Raw genomic sequence first — 14890 nt, 5'->3', positions numbered from 1 at the left:
ATGGGAATTCGCTGAGATGCAAATGAGAGATTGATGAGAGGATAAAGGATTTTGCGGATAACCCGCGATCGTTAAGGGTAAGGACAAAACAGATGGGCCATCGGGCAAAAGGAGGTGAGGAGAAGATGGATCAAGAGAATGCGAGGAACGGTACCCGCTTCGTCACCGGCTTGACCATCCTGATGACATTCCTCATGGGGTTTGTCGATTCCTACACGTATATTGTGCTCGACCATGTATTCGTCAGTGCGCAGACTGGGAACATGGTGACATTCGGCGTTAAACTGTTCTCCGGCGAGGTCGGCAGTTCGGTGGACAATGTCATTTCACTAGCGGGCTTTGCATCAGGCGCCTACATCGGAGAGATCCTCGCTGTGCAAATCAAACAGGATGGTATTTCCAGATATCGGAGTTTCTTATACATGCCCGCTTTGCTTCTGTTCTTGCTGGCCCTCTTTCAGATGTATTTGGCTAACGGCATCCTCATAGCCGCACTTGGTATCCTGTCTGGCTATTCCTTGACACTGTTCCGAAAAATCGGCATGACAGATGTGAACAACGGCATCATGACAGGAAATACGAAAAACATCATGAATCGGCTTTACTTGGTTATTCATGAAAAAAGCCAGAAAGCAAAGAGGGAAATGATCAGCCTCCTGATTGGAGTGCTCACTTTCGTCATAGGCGTCTGCGCAGGCACCTTGGTCAATAATGCGAATATTAAAGCCGGTCTCTGGACAGCGTTCGCAATCGTCTGCGTGCCGATTCTCTTTGCCATCTTGACGAACCGGAAAAAGCAAAACTAAGCAGGAGGGAATGCAGTTGACTTCACTGAAAGGTTCGAACCATTCATACTGGCGCACCATTTCCGGAAGCGTCAGTTATCCAAAACTATCGAAGGATTTGTCCGTTGACACGCTTGTTGTCGGGGGAGGCATATCAGGGGTTCTTACAGCCTATCAGCTGGCGGCGGCCGGCAAGTCGGTGGCATTGATCGAATCCCGCGAATTTGCAAGCGGCACGACTGGCGGCACGACAGCTAAACTGACGTCCCAGCATGAGTTGATTTACGATAAGCTGATACGTGAAGAGGGCCTTGAGGTCGCCAAGCTTTATTATGAGGCGAATCAGGAAGGGCTTCGCCTCATAGAATCACTGATTGACCGCCACTCGATCGACTGCGGGTTTGAAAAGATGGACTCCTATGTGTTCTCCCAAAGCGGAAAGACCACGGGTGATCTTGAAAAAGAGGCACAGGCATATGAACAGATTGGCATAGAGGGCAGCATGACCGATTCCGTGCCGCTCGACTTCCAAGTTGCCTCCGCTGTTGTCATGCGCGACCAGGCCCAGTTCAACCCAGTTGCATTCATTTATGGCGTCCTCCGGGACCTTGAATCAAAGGGAGCCGCCTTGCATCAGCATACGATGTACAAAGGCTTCGAAAAAAGCGGGGACCGACTGCTAGTGTCAACAGACACGCCTTTTACAATCTCCTGCAGCCAAGTCGTACTAGCCACGCTGTTCCCTGCTGAAGATCCCCATTCTTTTTATTCGAATACCATGAAACCGGTCACTTCGCATCTGACGGTATACGAAAGTCCGGACACCTTCGTCGGGGGAGTCTATATCAGTGATGATTCGCCGAAACGGACATTCCGCGGCGTGCAGGACGGAGAACGCCATCTCTTGCTGGTCGGCGGCCAGACCCATCCAACGGGTGACGGATCTTCGACAGAAGCTCGCTATGAAGCGATCAAAACGTTCGCAAAAGAGGAGTTCGACCTGTCCAACATGCTCGCCTACTGGTCGCAGCACGAACTCATCACTCCAGATATGCGTGCATTCATCGGCCCGATCGAAGAGGGCGACAACCAAATGTATGTCATGACCGGCTATAACAAATGGGGGCTAACTGCTGCCGCCGCGGGAGCCAAACTGATAACCGACCTGATTCTCGGAAATGACAATAGATACGAAGATCTGTTCAGTCCGCAACGAAAAATGGTTGACGCCACAGGCTCCAATCAGCAGAAGGGTTCTGGCAGCGGAAACCGTAAACAGGAGATCCTTTCTAAAGCGGATAAACTGCAACCTGGAGAGGCGGATACGTTTGATACGGATGGCAGCCGGGCAGGCATGTATAAGGATGCAAACGGAAATGTCCATTACATGGACTTGTCTTGCACGCATCTCGGCTGCGAGGTGAAGTGGAACAACGGGGATCATACATGGGACTGCCCATGTCACGGTTCCATCTTTGACGGTGCAGGCAACGTCTTGGAAGGTCCCGCTAAAGAGCCTCTGAAACAAGTAAAACCGTATTGATATGAAAACACCCCCCATGCCGTCCTCACTGGCATGGGGGGTTCGTGGTTGAAGATGCAGCGGAATTGATATGTTCAGCCTGGTGATCGATCTATTTAGCTATCAGATTGAACCGTTTAGACCGAGGAACGATCCATTTAGTCACCAGATCGACCCGTTTAGCCCGCGGAACGATCCATTTAACCGCCAGATCGATCCGTTTAGCTCGCGGAACGATCCATTTAGTCATCAGATCGATCCGTTAGCTCGCGGAACGATCCATAACCACCACATCGATCCGTTTAGCCCGTAGAACAATCCATTTACCTCACGAAGTGACCGGACAGCACACCCTGCGTCAGGTACCCGCTGCCCCGCTTCAGTCCAATAATCCAAATAACGCCCGGCGATCTACCGCCGGGCGTTCATTTTCCTCTTATTTAAATTTGACGTTTGGCCGCTTATCGCTGTGCAGTGCTTTTTCGATGAATTCATCGCTGAGCGGCAAATGTTCTTTTAACAGTTCCGGAGGTGTCTGGGACATCCACTGGTTGAGGGAGACATCGGCGAAATGATCGCTGCGGAACATTTCGAGGAAACGGAGCGGTGTGTCTCCGGTGTTTTGCACGTAATGTCCCATTGCGAATGGCACGTAGCCGACATCTCCCGCCTGGTAGTCATAGGTACGCGCTTTACCGCCTGAGGCGAAAACAGTCATTCTCCCCTGTCCTTCCAAATAATATTGCCATTCATCCTGATTCGGATGCCAGTGCAATTCACGAATGCCGCCCGGTTCCACTTCGACCAAAGCGGCCGCAACTGTTTTGGAGACCTTGAAGTTGTTGGAGTCCGCAATCCATACTTTTCCGCCGCTTGTTACGATCGGCTCGACATCATGCAGTTTGAAGCTGTATGGATTCTCGACAAATTCATTTGTATCCTTCGGCATGTTCTGTGCAATCGGGCCAGGCACTTTCCCCTGGTACATATATAGTTCGCCATCCGGGATTCCATCGAATTCATCTTCCGAGACGCCGAAGTTCGCTGCTAATACATCTTTTGGCGTATGGGCGAACCAGTCGGTGATCGAGAAGGTGCTATTCTCAGAGAACGCTCCATCGTCAAAAGCGAGGATGAACTCCGCCCCTTCGCTCAAACCTTTAATGGAATGAGGCACCCCAGCCGGGAAATACCACAGATCGCCTTTTTCCACATCGTCCACGAACATCTTCCCTTCTGGAGATATCGCGGTAATGCGCGCACTGCCTGCAATCATATATGACCATTCCGCTTCTTTATGCCAATGCAGCTCCCGGACGCCGCCTGGTTCCAGATGCATATTTACACCTGCTATCGTCTCGGAAGCCGGCAATTCACGGATGGTAATTTCGCGGGACCATCCGCCGTATTCCACTCGGTCATGTGTCTGGGCATACGGGAACTTCAAATTAGGCATCGTTCCATGATCAGTATCAGGCGGGACGAGGAAGTCCGGATTCATTCGTGATATTTCTGGATTCTGCGCGCCCCAAATCTTTCCGCCCCGTTCGCCTTTCATGGGCTGCGGATTTTGTTGGTCCATCTGCTCTTTGTTCGCTTCTTGCTTCATCAAATATCTCCTCCTTGTGGTTCTTCTGCTCTCACATCCGCCATCTGTCTTCTATGCGCAAGGAGACTTTCCGGTGTTTCCCGGAAGCAAGATTAGGAACCCTTTCATATAGTGAAATCCCTTTGAACATGATATCCAGATCCTCCCTGCCGGCGTCTGTGATCATCCAACCGGGTCTCCCAGCAGCATGTTGACATTTTGGCATCAGTCTACAATCTCGTATTTCCCTCTTTATATGGGACTAAACGATTCCATCAAGTTTCTGAGAAACTGTACTGATGTGGCTATCAACCTATTCCACAGACGCTTTTATTCCTTATTACGGCTATACAAATCAGTTTGCGTCCGCCAGGTTTGGTGCTACAATACCTGTTATCTCTAATGTAAGGAGCTATCCTGAAATGCAGTTAAATAAAAAGACAATCATCTCCAATACAGTGCTCTTCATCCTGATCATCGGGTTCATCGTAGGTTTCAGCTCGCTGTTCGGGGATGCCAATATGCTGATTGGCGTATCAACGATCACTGCAATGCTGATGCTGCTTGAACGAGACCTGACGAAGCGACCAGCAATGAACACAATTAAGTTCATTGCCCTCAATCTCTTCATCGGCATCGCTGCATTCGTGGCGGACCTCAATATGTGGGTCGCCATCCCAGTGAATTTTATCGCCATGTTCGCAATTAGCTATTCCCTGTTATTCAATTTGAAAAATCCCCTATACCTTCCTTTCTCCCTTCAATACCTGTTTGTGCTGGCCATGCCCGTGACGCTCGGCGAAATGCCGCTCAGGCTTGCTTCCCTTGTATTCGGCGCACTCGCCATCATGGGACTACAGCTAGTAGTCAACCGCAATAGAATTGTGAAGAGCGGGGACAAGAAAATCCAGGCGATCTGCAAAGGTCTGATCGAGAAGGCGAGGATGATCCGGTCCGGGGAAGCGCATGAGGCAATCGACAAGCAAATTATCGCTGATCTCAGCGGGCTGCGGAGCATCATCTACGATCAGCGGGAGGAGAATTACTATTTGACGGAAGAAGGGCGGGTGAAGTTGAACTTGTCCGCCTCCCTGGAAAAGATCAATCTCTTCCTGGACGGCTTGGATGATGGAGAAGACGCCCATTCCATAGTGGATGATGTGACCCGTTGCCTCAAGCTGGCGGCAGAAAGCATGGAGAAGGAGCAGACGGCAGAGATGCTCGATGAGTCATTTGAGGCCATGCTGAAGAAATACAAAGAGAGCCGGGAACATTCCCTCCCCGTTCTGCGCCTGCTGCACGCGATCGATTTCTTGAGGGGAAGCCTTGTCAAATTAAAAAGTCTCGGCATCCGGCGACATAAAGTCACAAAAGTTGAAACAGTCCCGGAAAAATTCAAACGAATGCGTATGCGTGACATTCCCGGACACACCAACTCCATCAAGCTGTCATACGCAGTGCGCATGGCGGTCGGCATTACGCTGAGCGGTTTCATCGTCGACTTCTTCGATATCCATGAAGGGCGCTGGATGATGTTCACCGTCCTGTCGGTCATCATCCCTCTGTATGAGCAATCGACGAAAAAAATGCGGGACCGGCTATTCGCGACCGCTGCCGGGGCTGTGCTCATCGCCGTCCTGTTTTCCATTTTCTCGGGAGCCACAATGCGTACCATCCTTCTGATGACTGCCGGCTATTTGATGAATTACGTGAAAGTGTACCGCTATAGCACCATTCTCGTCACCTTTTCCGCAATCGGTGCTGCCGCTCTTGTGACAGATGCAACGCAGATCCTGACACTGGACCGAATCGCACTAGTACTAGGAGGTGTTGTCCTCGCCCTTCTTATCAACCGGTTCATCCTGCCATATAAGCTGGAGGATGCCAACCGGGATTTACAAGAGATGCACGGGGACACGCTGAAAGAGATGATTATAGAGACCCTTCGCCTGCTGAACGGCGCTGGCCGTGAACATGCCATGAAAAACCTGCTGCTCATTTCAAACATGATCGAAGACCGCCTGAAATTGAACAATCAAAGCGGCGCAGGACTAGAAGAGCTCAGTTGGCTCCGATGCCAGCGGGATGCAGCAAGTACTTTATTCGAATTGTTCGGATGGATAGACAAGCATGGAATACGAGAGGCCAATGCATCTGCCATCAAATCCCGCCTCGATATATTGCTGGATGGGAACCGAGAGCAATTAAGGATTTCCGCATCTGCCATGCAGCAGGAGATCCATTCGATGCGTGGTATCGAAGATCGCATGGTCGTCAGCATGATACTTGAAGTTACAGAATCAATCGCCAATGCAAACCTCGTTTTCTCAAAATGAAGAAGCCCGGACGGACACGAACATGTCCGTCTTTTTTATTTCCACATAACTGGTTTTATTTGATTCTCACAGGCAATAGATAGAGTATGCGGCTTACGAACCGAAATCGTTAAGCCGCCTATGATCAGGGAATAATTACCTGGTCTTTTTGTTGCTTTTCGTCCTTGTCAGGTTTTTGGATTTCCTGAATACTAGTCAGGTGAAAAAAATGCGCAGAACGAGGAGGCACATCAACAGATGAAAAGAATGATGTATTTGGCAGCAGCGCTGTTTCTCTTTCTAGGTGTTTTGCCAGCACAGCCGGCAGCCGCAAAAGGGTTTTCAGACGTCACCCAGTATCAAGATGAGATTAGCTATTTATCGGAAAAAGGAATTATTACAGGATTTCCAGGCGGCCTGTTCAAGCCAAAAGAGAACCTTACCCGCCTGCAAGCGGTCACGATGATCCTGCGGGAGAAAGGGATTACCGATTTCACTGCTCCTGATCCAGGGTTCACAGATGTCAAACCGGGCAATCATGGCTATGACCGGATTGCGAAAGCAGTAGAACTGGGTTTCATTTCAGGTAAAACGGACAAGAACGGCAATAAATACTTTGATGCCGCCGCCCCGCTGACACGCGGTCAGATGGCGAAAATTCTAGTGGAAGGCTATCAGCTTCCAAAAACGAAGGATGTCAGCTTCGTAGATGTCCCGCAAGGCAACGGCTACAGAGATTATATAAGTGTACTGGCGACGGAGAATATTACGACGGGTTACCTCGATGGCTCATTCGGTCCGAATGACAAGCTGACCCGCCAGCATTTCGCTGTTTTCATGGCGCGCATGTTGAATGATCATTTCAAGCCTGCGCCGAATATGCAAGTGCATTTTATCGATGTCGGACAAGGGGATTCCATCCTGATCCAATCACCGAGTGGTAAAACGATGCTGATCGATGCAGGCAAAGCCTCGGCAGGAAACAAGGTCGTCTCCTTCCTCAAATCAAAAGGAGTGACGGAGCTTGATACCGTCATCGCGACACATCCCGATGCCGATCATATCGGAGGCATGGTTTCGGTACTGAACAATTTCAAGGTCCACACATTCATAGATAGCGGTAATGCTCATTCGACGCAGACATATTATGATATGCTTGCTTTGATTGATCAAAAGAATATCCCATTCGAGATTGCGAAAACTGGGGAGCTCTTGCAGTTTGACCCGCTTCTCTCGGCAACTGTCCTGCATGCGGATGAACATGCTGCTGACAGCAATGAAGCATCGGTCGTCCTGCGGCTCGTTTATGACAAAGTCAGCTTTTTATTCACGGGAGATGCCGGGATTCCAGTAGAAAATGAAATCATGAAACAGTACAATGTGAGCAGCACATACTTGAAAGCAGGCCATCATGGCTCCCATACGAGCAGCTCGGCTGCATTTGTAAATGCGGTACATCCAGCAGGAACCATTCTTTCATACGGCAAGGATAATTCGTATGGCCACCCGCATGCAGACGTCATTAAAAACTTGCAGGCGGCAGGATCGAAAATCTATTCGACCGCTGAGTCTGGTGATATTACGGTAACGACGAATGGCACAGCGCATTCTGTGACGGCAAAGCCTTGGTCACCAAGCACCGGGACAAAGCCGCAACCGAAGCCAACGCCGAAGCCGGATCCAAAACCGGTGCCTACACCACAGCCTGCACCTGGTTCAGGTTTGTATGTCATCCCGGGTGCACCGACGTCCTTTGCAAACTGCACTGCACTGCGGAAGTATTATCCGAACGGCGTGAAGAAGGGCCATCCGGCTTATGCTTCAAAACATGATCGCGACAAAGATGGGTGGGCATGTGAAAAATGACCAGATATACGCTTGACCGGATTGATGACGGGTTTTATGTATTTCTGAAATACGACAATGAGCAAGAGGAGCTGCTCATCCCGGCAACCGCCGTTTCTGTCCAGCTGAACGCTGGTGATCATGTCGATATCCGGAAAGACGGTGAGGCGTTCACCATCCATTTTCTTCAGGAAGAGACGCGCGAAATGAAGAGTAAAGTGAATGATCTATTGAACAAATTGAAACAGAAGAAGTAAATGAGGAGCGGCAGTCATTTCGGTGGCTGCCGCTTTTTTTGCCTATGGCCCCGTCACTACCTCCCCTTTTTCATTCAGCAGCGGAGTCATGGAACTGCCCATGCCTACCCAGGAGTGGATATAATTCACCCCTGTTTCACGGTCAACCAGAATTGTGAATCTTCCAAGTCCATGTATATCTTCTTGCGATTTCACATAGAATCGGGTCTCTTTCTCTTCCTTTTTATCGCCGAACATGGTGTTCCTCCTCTGTTATATGTTTTTCTCTGCACCTATTACTTCAGTTTCCCTTTGGTTGATTCCTTTCAAACAAAGTTTCCTATTAGTGTATTGAATAACTTTACGATTGACTTTACAGTTAAGAGAGAAAGGATGTGGCGGGATGCTGACAATCGGCACAGTCATTTTACAGGAACGCAAGAGACTCGGAGTTACGCAGGAAATGCTGGCGGAGCATTGCCAAGTTTCCAAAGCATCGGTATCGAAATGGGAAAAGGGACAGAGTTATCCGGACATCACCTTGCTTCCAAAGCTGGCGGCTTATTTCGGACTTTCGGTGGATGAGCTTCTCGGATACGAACGAGAGCTGACGAAGGAATCGATCCGCGAGGCGTATTTTGGATTCGCTGCCCGGTTTGCCGGCGAGTCGTTCCAAGATGTGGCGGCAGATGTATACGAGCAAGTGAAACTATACTATCATCATCCGTCCTACCTGCTGCAGATGAGTGTGCTCATGCTTAATCACCAGATGCTGAGCGATGATCCCAAAGAGGTTCTTCAAAAGATCGCGCAATGGCTTGAACGGATCCGCCAGCTTAGTGACGACGTATGGGTGTTGAGACAGGCGACATCCCTGCTTGCGCATATTACACTCATGCAGAAAGAACCCGCCAAAACGCTGGAACTGCTAAAAGGGGTTATTCAGCCAGGCATCGGAGATGAGGTTCTGCTTGCTACTGCGCATGAGCAGCTTGGGGACCCCGTTGAAGCCCGCCGCGTAATCCAGACACTGATCTATCAGAGCCTGATTTCTGCCGTCGGCAGCGCACCGTATTACCTGCATCTCACAATAGAAGATACAGAATCATTTCAGGAGACTCTGCGGCGGACGGATGGTCTGATCGATTTATGCAACCTCCAGAAACTGCATCCGAATATCTGTCTCCAGTATTACCTGGGTGTCGCACAATGTGCATCGATGCTGCAGGATCGTACGCTGCTCTATAAGTACTTGAATAAATTCACAAATGTATCCATCCATCACTTCCTCCCCTTCCGGCTTCGGGGAGACAGCTATTTCAACTTGCTGGACGGCTGGCTTGAGACACTCGATCTCGGGCCTGGAGCACTTCGCAGTGAAGAAATTGTAAAACAGTCGATCCATGACGCGCTCGATCTGCCCTTCTTCAGCGCCTATCAAGACGACCCAGAAATGAAAGACATGCGTCAACGACTTCGTTTTGGACTGGGGGGAAATTAATTGAATACGGACTTGGAGCTTTTGATCGAATACTTGCCATTTCTTTTGCCGCTCGCATTGCTGCAGGTGGGGCTCGCCATCTTTTCAGCAGTGCATGTCATTCGGCATCCGCACTACCGGTTCGGCAATATGGCCGTGTGGCTGCTGATTGTGCTGCTGATCCAATTTATTGGGCCGCTAGTCTATTTTGTTTTTGGAAGGGGGGAACGGGATGGTCGTGCAAATTGAAGATGTATCAAAACGGTTTGGCACAAAAGAAGTGTTGCGGGATATCAATCTCTCGATTCCCGAGAGGACAATTTTCGGGTTTACCGGTGCAAACGGGGCCGGCAAGACGACACTCATGAAATGCATGCTCGGCCTGCTGCCGCTCAGCAGCGGGTCTATCACAATTGCCGGGGAACCTGTTGTTTTCGGGGAAACGAAATCCAATCAGCATGTTGGCTATTTGCCGGATGTCCCCGAATTTTATCCATATTATACAGCTCCGCAGTACTTGGGACTATGCGCAGACCTTACAGGGATGCCGAAATCCGAAAGGACAGAGCGGATTGGTCAAATGCTTGAGCTGGTCGGCCTTCAAGGCAACAGCACCCCAATCAGCGGCTATTCCCGCGGGATGAAGCAGCGGCTTGGAATTGCGCAAGCTTTATTGAACCGGCCGAAACTGCTCATCTGCGACGAACCGACATCAGCGCTCGACCCGGCCGGACGTGCACAGATCCTCTCCATCTTACAAAAGGCGAAAAACGAAACGACTGTATTCTTCTCGACGCATATTCTGTCAGACGCCGAGCAGATCTGCGACCACGTCGCCATGCTCCATCATGGTTCCATCATTTTTCAAGATGAACTCGTGAACTTGCAGCGGCAGGTCCGCGGCCAATTCGTCTTCACCTTCACCATCCCGATAGAGCAGGCACTTGAGCAGCTATCCGCGATCCCTTTCAATATGGAGCTCGCTGAAGATGGACTGATCGCCAGCCTTCCGGATGATCAGGCACGTGTAACGTTCATGGAGGAGCTGACCCGCCGCGGCCTTGTCGTGGATTCCATGCATCCGCGCACCAAGCTGCTGGAACAGATTGTGCTGGAGGTGCTCAGATGAATCAATGGTTTGGATTCCTTCGAAAGGAATGGGTGGAAAGTGTTAAGACATACAAACTGCTGCTCGTGCTTGTCATATTCTCCATCCTTGGCATCCTGAACCCGTTCACTGCGAAAATCACCCCTGTGCTGCTCGAAAACTTCATGCCGGAAGGTGCTGTACTGAATATCGCTGAACCGACAGCGCTCGATTCCTGGCTGCAGTTTTACAAGAATGTCCCTCAGATGGGCATGGCCGTCTTCATCCTCCTGTTCAGCACAATGATGTCAAAGGAGCTTGAGAAAGGGACGCTGGTCATCCTTCTTACGAAAGGGCTGCCCCGCGGCACGGTCATCACTGCGAAATTCGCCATGGCGGCATTGTACTGGCTGATCGCCCTTGCGCTCGCATTCCTTCTCACGTATGGCTATACGGCCTATTACTGGGATCAAAGCAGTCTGATGCATCTCTTCTTCGCCGCGAGCTGCATCTATGTATTCGGCCTTATGCTTCTCGCTATCACTCTTTGGGGGAATACGTATTTTGCGACAAACTACAGCGGAATCCTGACAGCTGCCTTAGCCATGATTGCCCTTTTTATCCTCTCCATCTTTCCACAGATGAAAGATTGGAACCCACTCAGCCTGCTGGCATCTTCCGCTGCATTGCTGACAGGGGATGCAATGCCATCTGACCTGGCTGCGCCCTTCTTATTAGCAACAGGAATCATGGTTCTGTTCATCATTACGACCGTTCTGCATTTCAGAAGGAAGCAGTTATGACTACTGCATGTTTCGATTCATAAAAATGAAAAGACGGTGTATCTGTCAGTCCGTTGACAGATGCACCGTCTTAGTAAAACGAGTAACGCGCCACTTGCTCGCCGTCGATCACCAATCCTTCGACCTCTTGGAATCCCATCGACTCGTATAATTGTTTGGCAACCGTGTTTTCCGGCTCATACGACAAGCTGATCGTTCTGTGCCGGGATTCTTTTATTTCATTTATACCGTCAATGACAAGTTGGACAGCCTGCCTCCCAAAGCCTTTGCCTTGGTGCTGCTGATCAATCATCATTCGGTAGATCCAATACTCGCTGTCCTCTTCATCTATGCCATAAAGAGTGAAGCCGATCATGTCATGATCCAAATAAATCCCCTTCGCATGGAAGTTCTCAAGAAAGTTCAGCTGTGCCAGCGAAACGGCATTGGAGGCTACAAACTTTTTCTGATCGTCCCGCACATTCAAAGAAATCGCATCAATCCAATTGTCTTTTGTGATGGCCTCAAGATGTAACATACACTTCCCATCCCCTATCCTCTTCTCTATCACTATCAGTCTACCACGCTGTCTTTCAAGTAGCGATACCCATCTATCTGCAACCTCATACCATCACAAGTATCCATCTACTTACTCTGCAAGTCGCCTTTGGTTACCGGCTCGTACTCCGGTTTCTTCTGCACGGTGACGGTACCATCCCTTTCCATGTAGGCATGGGCGATTTCCTCGATTGAAAAGATTCCCTGTTTTCTTAGGGCATGGCTCAGTTCCCGCAAATCCAGACGGTTGGCACGCAATCGGTCTTCATCAATTTTCCCGTCTTTGATGATCAAGTCCTTTTCTCCCGTGATCAGCACTTCAATTTTATCTGACCGGAACATGAACAGGTCGAACAGGACTTTCAATAGACACCATGCGAGCAGCGTGAACAGGACTGTGTACCATTTTACATCGGGAGAGTACAAGCCGTTCCCGATAATTTCAGAGAGCAAGATACTCCAAATGAAGTCGATCGGCGTCAGGTTGGAGACGCCTTTCGCTCCGGTAATTTTCATACAGATGACGAGTGCCAGAAATCCGCTTACCAATTTGACAAGGATCATCCCAAATCCCATTCTCATGCACCTCGCAGTCTTTATGTATTGTATAGACTGCGAGGTGACTGCCTAAACACTGACTGATTGGTAATTTATAGCTCTAGGCTATTCTGGATGGCAAGAAGATTCTCCCGGTACCGTTTTACATCGGCGCGTGAGATCAGCCCTTCTTCGAATGAACGCTGAATATAATCCCGCTCCGTCTGAATGGCAAAATCGAGGAGATCCCGCTCTTCTTCCGAATCGCCTTTACTCGCCGTTCCCCGGCCAAGTCGCCGTTCGTACAACAGGATGAACATTTCGATGAGTTCTTTCGGAAATTCATCATCCGCAAGCTCCCGTAAGCGGTCCAGGATGAATGCCCGGTTGCTGCTGTATAATTTTTTACGCTGTTCCCTTCGCTCTGTTGCCGACAGCATCTGGATGGGTTTGGAGGAAACCCGTCTTTTGGTCATCCGGATTCTCAACATGTTCTGCCAGTAATGCAGTTCTTTCGTCATGGAGAACAATCTGCGATTCAGCTGCCATAGTGCAGGATAGGCGATCCGCAGTTTGATCTCCCGCTGCTGCACGAGACGGACGGTATCCTGAAGCTGCCAATCAAGGATCATCCGGCGCAGTCTGCGCTCTGTCTTCAGCAATTCATCCGTGTTCGCAAGCGACATGATCCGGTCGTTGTACATCCGGATGACGCGTGACATGGCCGCCTGGTTCTGGTCACTCGCTTTGCTTTTCAGCTGTTCTTTCACTTTACGCAAGATGGCGATCTCTTCTTCCACTGATTCTCGGTCCGACCGTTTCTCTTCCTTCATTGCGAATAGCGGCAATGTGAAGTTCGCCAGCAACAGCGTCAGCAAGATGACACCTGCCGCAATGCTGAGGAGCATGTCACGTTCTGCAAACACGGAGCCGTCTGACAGAAGATGCGGAAGCGACAAGGCGCTGACAAGTGTGATCGTCCCCCTTACGCCGGCGACGGTATAGAGCATCGTCGTCTTCCATCGGTTGATCCCCGGTGCGGTGTCAGTGCCAAAATTCCTGAACAGGCGCACCCAGATGAAGCGGAGACCGAGAAGAGCGAGTGTAATGCTGACGATATAGAGGATCAGCAGATCATTGCGGACGAATTCATTCTCCCAGATGGTCTGGATGATCTGTGGAAGCTGCGTGCCGAGAAGTACGAACACCAAGCCATTCAGACTATAGGAAATAACAGCCCACGTACTTTTGGACAGCAAATTCAGCTGCGCCATGCCCGGACTCGTCACCCGGTAGCGGTATGAGTGGACAATCCCGCCGAAGACAACGGCAAGGACCCCATTGACGCCGAGCTTTTCGGCTGTCAGGAAGATCAGGAATGGCAGGAGCACTTCCATAAGGATGTAGGATACTTCGTTTTCAAGACCGACCCGGCGCAGCTTCCGCATGAAGACAATTTTGAGAAGCGACAGGATACAGCCGACGACGATTCCGCCGATCGACTGGAACAGGAAGCTCGTCCCTGCCTCGAAAATCGAGAACGTGCCCGTGAGCAGCGCTGCGACTGCGAACTGGAAGGACACAAGCCCTGAAGCATCATTGATGAGCGATTCCCCTTCGAGCGTCACCATGACGGACTTCGGCACTTTCACCTTTTTTGCAAGCGCCCCGACCGCCACCGCATCTGTCGGACCAAGTGCTGCAGCAAGCGCAAAAGCCGCCGCATATGGCACCGTCGGCAGCAGCCAGTGGATGAACAGCCCAAGGAGCAGGACCGTGAGGAAGACAAGGCCGAGCGACATAAGCAAGATCGGCTTGCGCATGCCCCAGATTCCGCTTTTATCAACATTTACTGCATCATTGAACAGAATTGGTGCGAGGAACAGGACGAGGAACAATTCAGGGCTGAGCTCCAGCGAATGATTCGTGAGCGGGAGGGCAAGGACCACGCCAAGCGCCACTTGGATGAGCGGAAATGCGACTCCCGGGATGAAACGGCTGAGCACATTCGATAGGAATACAGCCCCCAGCATAAGCAGGATAATTTCAAAGATCTCCATTCGGTTCCACCTTCTCGTCTTTACGTGTGACTAGTGTATCAAAAAGGGAGGCTGGGGGGAAAGCGTCTGCCACTACAGCGACATCCATCTTTTCA

The 14890-nt window shown here is 50.3% G+C and carries 15 protein-coding genes; 9 read left to right on the top strand and 6 right to left on the bottom strand.

Annotated elements, in window-relative coordinates; translation table 11 throughout:
- Positions 1 to 125 precede the first annotated feature (125 nt).
- Positions 126 to 806, top strand: a complete 681-nt coding sequence (locus ACZ5FK_RS13305; protein WP_464805366.1) for a YoaK family protein — start codon at positions 126 to 128, stop codon at positions 804 to 806.
- Positions 807 to 822: 16 nt separating this feature from the next.
- A complete protein-coding gene (locus tag ACZ5FK_RS13300; RefSeq protein WP_464805365.1) occupies positions 823 to 2328 on the top strand; it encodes an FAD-dependent oxidoreductase in 1506 nt (501 codons plus the stop codon).
- Between the two features lie 415 nt (positions 2329 to 2743).
- Here the strand turns inward: ACZ5FK_RS13300 and ACZ5FK_RS13295 are convergent, their stop codons facing one another.
- Both ACZ5FK_RS13295 and ACZ5FK_RS13290 read right to left on the bottom strand, forming a co-directional pair.
- Positions 2744 to 3889, bottom strand: a complete 1146-nt coding sequence (locus ACZ5FK_RS13295; RefSeq protein ID WP_464807441.1) for an oxalate decarboxylase family bicupin — start codon at positions 3887 to 3889, stop codon at positions 2744 to 2746.
- Positions 3890 to 3947: 58 nt separating this feature from the next.
- On the bottom strand, positions 3948 to 4082 hold the full coding sequence (locus ACZ5FK_RS13290; RefSeq protein ID WP_464805364.1) for a hypothetical protein: 135 nt from the start codon (positions 4080 to 4082) through the stop codon (positions 3948 to 3950).
- A gap of 235 nt (positions 4083 to 4317) precedes the next feature.
- Here ACZ5FK_RS13290 and ACZ5FK_RS13285 point away from each other — a divergent pair, with 235 nt between their 5' ends.
- The 3 genes from ACZ5FK_RS13285 to ACZ5FK_RS13275 all read left to right on the top strand — a co-directional run bounded on the left by ACZ5FK_RS13285 (position 4318) and on the right by ACZ5FK_RS13275 (position 8312).
- Entirely contained in the window at positions 4318 to 6231 is a 1914-nt protein-coding gene (locus tag ACZ5FK_RS13285; protein WP_464805363.1) for an FUSC family protein, read from the top strand.
- 237 nt (positions 6232 to 6468) lie between these two features.
- Positions 6469 to 8076 carry an S-layer homology domain-containing protein gene (locus ACZ5FK_RS13280; RefSeq protein ID WP_464805362.1) on the top strand — a complete coding sequence of 536 codons (1608 nt, stop codon included), beginning with the start codon at positions 6469 to 6471 and terminating at the stop codon, positions 8074 to 8076.
- Positions 8073 to 8312 carry a DUF3006 family protein gene (locus tag ACZ5FK_RS13275; RefSeq protein ID WP_464805361.1) on the top strand — a complete coding sequence of 80 codons (240 nt, stop codon included), beginning with the start codon at positions 8073 to 8075 and terminating at the stop codon, positions 8310 to 8312. Before ACZ5FK_RS13280 ends, ACZ5FK_RS13275 begins: the two co-directional genes overlap by 4 nt.
- A 42-nt stretch (positions 8313 to 8354) precedes the next feature.
- On the opposite strand, the gene ACZ5FK_RS13270 is transcribed toward ACZ5FK_RS13275, so the two are convergent.
- Positions 8355 to 8549, bottom strand: coding sequence for a DUF6440 family protein (locus ACZ5FK_RS13270; RefSeq protein ID WP_464805360.1), 195 nt, complete (start codon positions 8547 to 8549; stop codon positions 8355 to 8357).
- Positions 8550 to 8694: 145 nt separating this feature from the next.
- Between ACZ5FK_RS13270 and ACZ5FK_RS13265 the strand changes: the two genes are divergently transcribed.
- The 4 genes from ACZ5FK_RS13265 to ACZ5FK_RS13250 are packed head-to-tail and all read left to right on the top strand — an operon-like array spanning position 8695 to position 11661.
- Positions 8695 to 9792, top strand: a complete 1098-nt coding sequence (locus tag ACZ5FK_RS13265) for a helix-turn-helix domain-containing protein (protein WP_464805359.1) — start codon at positions 8695 to 8697, stop codon at positions 9790 to 9792.
- Positions 9793 to 10020 carry a PLDc N-terminal domain-containing protein gene (locus tag ACZ5FK_RS13260; protein ID WP_464805358.1) on the top strand — a complete coding sequence of 76 codons (228 nt, stop codon included), beginning with the start codon at positions 9793 to 9795 and terminating at the stop codon, positions 10018 to 10020. It begins immediately after the preceding gene.
- Positions 10004 to 10900 (top strand): ABC transporter ATP-binding protein, encoded by an 897-nt coding sequence (locus ACZ5FK_RS13255; protein ID WP_464805357.1) that lies wholly within the window; start codon positions 10004 to 10006, stop codon positions 10898 to 10900. The genes ACZ5FK_RS13260 and ACZ5FK_RS13255 overlap by 17 nt, the downstream gene beginning before the upstream one ends.
- Positions 10897 to 11661, top strand: a complete 765-nt coding sequence (locus ACZ5FK_RS13250; RefSeq protein WP_464805356.1) for an ABC transporter permease subunit — start codon at positions 10897 to 10899, stop codon at positions 11659 to 11661. The genes ACZ5FK_RS13255 and ACZ5FK_RS13250 overlap by 4 nt, the downstream gene beginning before the upstream one ends.
- A 70-nt stretch (positions 11662 to 11731) precedes the next feature.
- Here ACZ5FK_RS13250 and ACZ5FK_RS13245 read toward each other — a convergent pair whose 3' ends face one another.
- The 3 genes from ACZ5FK_RS13245 to ACZ5FK_RS13235 all read right to left on the bottom strand — a co-directional run bounded on the left by ACZ5FK_RS13245 (position 11732) and on the right by ACZ5FK_RS13235 (position 14795).
- Complete coding sequence (locus ACZ5FK_RS13245; RefSeq protein WP_464805355.1) at positions 11732 to 12178, bottom strand: GNAT family N-acetyltransferase; 447 nt, start codon at positions 12176 to 12178, stop codon at positions 11732 to 11734.
- Positions 12179 to 12285: 107 nt separating this feature from the next.
- Positions 12286 to 12774 carry a DUF421 domain-containing protein gene (locus ACZ5FK_RS13240; protein WP_464805354.1) on the bottom strand — a complete coding sequence of 163 codons (489 nt, stop codon included), beginning with the start codon at positions 12772 to 12774 and terminating at the stop codon, positions 12286 to 12288.
- 74 nt (positions 12775 to 12848) lie between these two features.
- Entirely contained in the window at positions 12849 to 14795 is a 1947-nt protein-coding gene (locus tag ACZ5FK_RS13235) for a cation:proton antiporter (RefSeq protein ID WP_464805353.1), read from the bottom strand.
- Positions 14796 to 14890 lie beyond the last annotated feature (95 nt).

The sequence above is a fragment of the Sporosarcina sp. GTC18466 genome (assembly GCF_055389225.1).
Note: the sequence above shows the minus strand (reverse complement) of the source record. Positions and strands in the feature narration are given on the sequence as shown.

Excerpts from the sequence above, each read along its gene's own strand:
- ACZ5FK_RS13250 (WP_464805356.1), top strand. The coding sequence starts at position 10,897 with ATGAATCAATGGTTTGGATTCCTTCGAAAGGAATGGGTGGAAAGTGTT.
- ACZ5FK_RS13290 (WP_464805364.1), bottom strand. The coding sequence starts at position 4,082 with ATGATCACAGACGCCGGCAGGGAGGATCTGGATATCATGTTCAAAGGG.
- ACZ5FK_RS13280 (WP_464805362.1), top strand. The coding sequence starts at position 6,469 with ATGAAAAGAATGATGTATTTGGCAGCAGCGCTGTTTCTCTTTCTAGGT.
- ACZ5FK_RS13295 (WP_464807441.1), bottom strand. The coding sequence starts at position 3,889 with ATGGACCAACAAAATCCGCAGCCCATGAAAGGCGAACGGGGCGGAAAG.
- ACZ5FK_RS13245 (WP_464805355.1), bottom strand. The coding sequence starts at position 12,178 with ATGTTACATCTTGAGGCCATCACAAAAGACAATTGGATTGATGCGATT.
- ACZ5FK_RS13265 (WP_464805359.1), top strand. The coding sequence starts at position 8,695 with ATGCTGACAATCGGCACAGTCATTTTACAGGAACGCAAGAGACTCGGA.
- ACZ5FK_RS13285 (WP_464805363.1), top strand. The coding sequence starts at position 4,318 with ATGCAGTTAAATAAAAAGACAATCATCTCCAATACAGTGCTCTTCATC.
- ACZ5FK_RS13305 (WP_464805366.1), top strand. The coding sequence starts at position 126 with ATGGATCAAGAGAATGCGAGGAACGGTACCCGCTTCGTCACCGGCTTG.
- ACZ5FK_RS13275 (WP_464805361.1), top strand. The coding sequence starts at position 8,073 with ATGACCAGATATACGCTTGACCGGATTGATGACGGGTTTTATGTATTT.
- ACZ5FK_RS13235 (WP_464805353.1), bottom strand. The coding sequence starts at position 14,795 with ATGGAGATCTTTGAAATTATCCTGCTTATGCTGGGGGCTGTATTCCTA.
- ACZ5FK_RS13255 (WP_464805357.1), top strand. The coding sequence starts at position 10,004 with ATGGTCGTGCAAATTGAAGATGTATCAAAACGGTTTGGCACAAAAGAA.
- ACZ5FK_RS13270 (WP_464805360.1), bottom strand. The coding sequence starts at position 8,549 with ATGTTCGGCGATAAAAAGGAAGAGAAAGAGACCCGATTCTATGTGAAA.
- ACZ5FK_RS13240 (WP_464805354.1), bottom strand. The coding sequence starts at position 12,774 with ATGGGATTTGGGATGATCCTTGTCAAATTGGTAAGCGGATTTCTGGCA.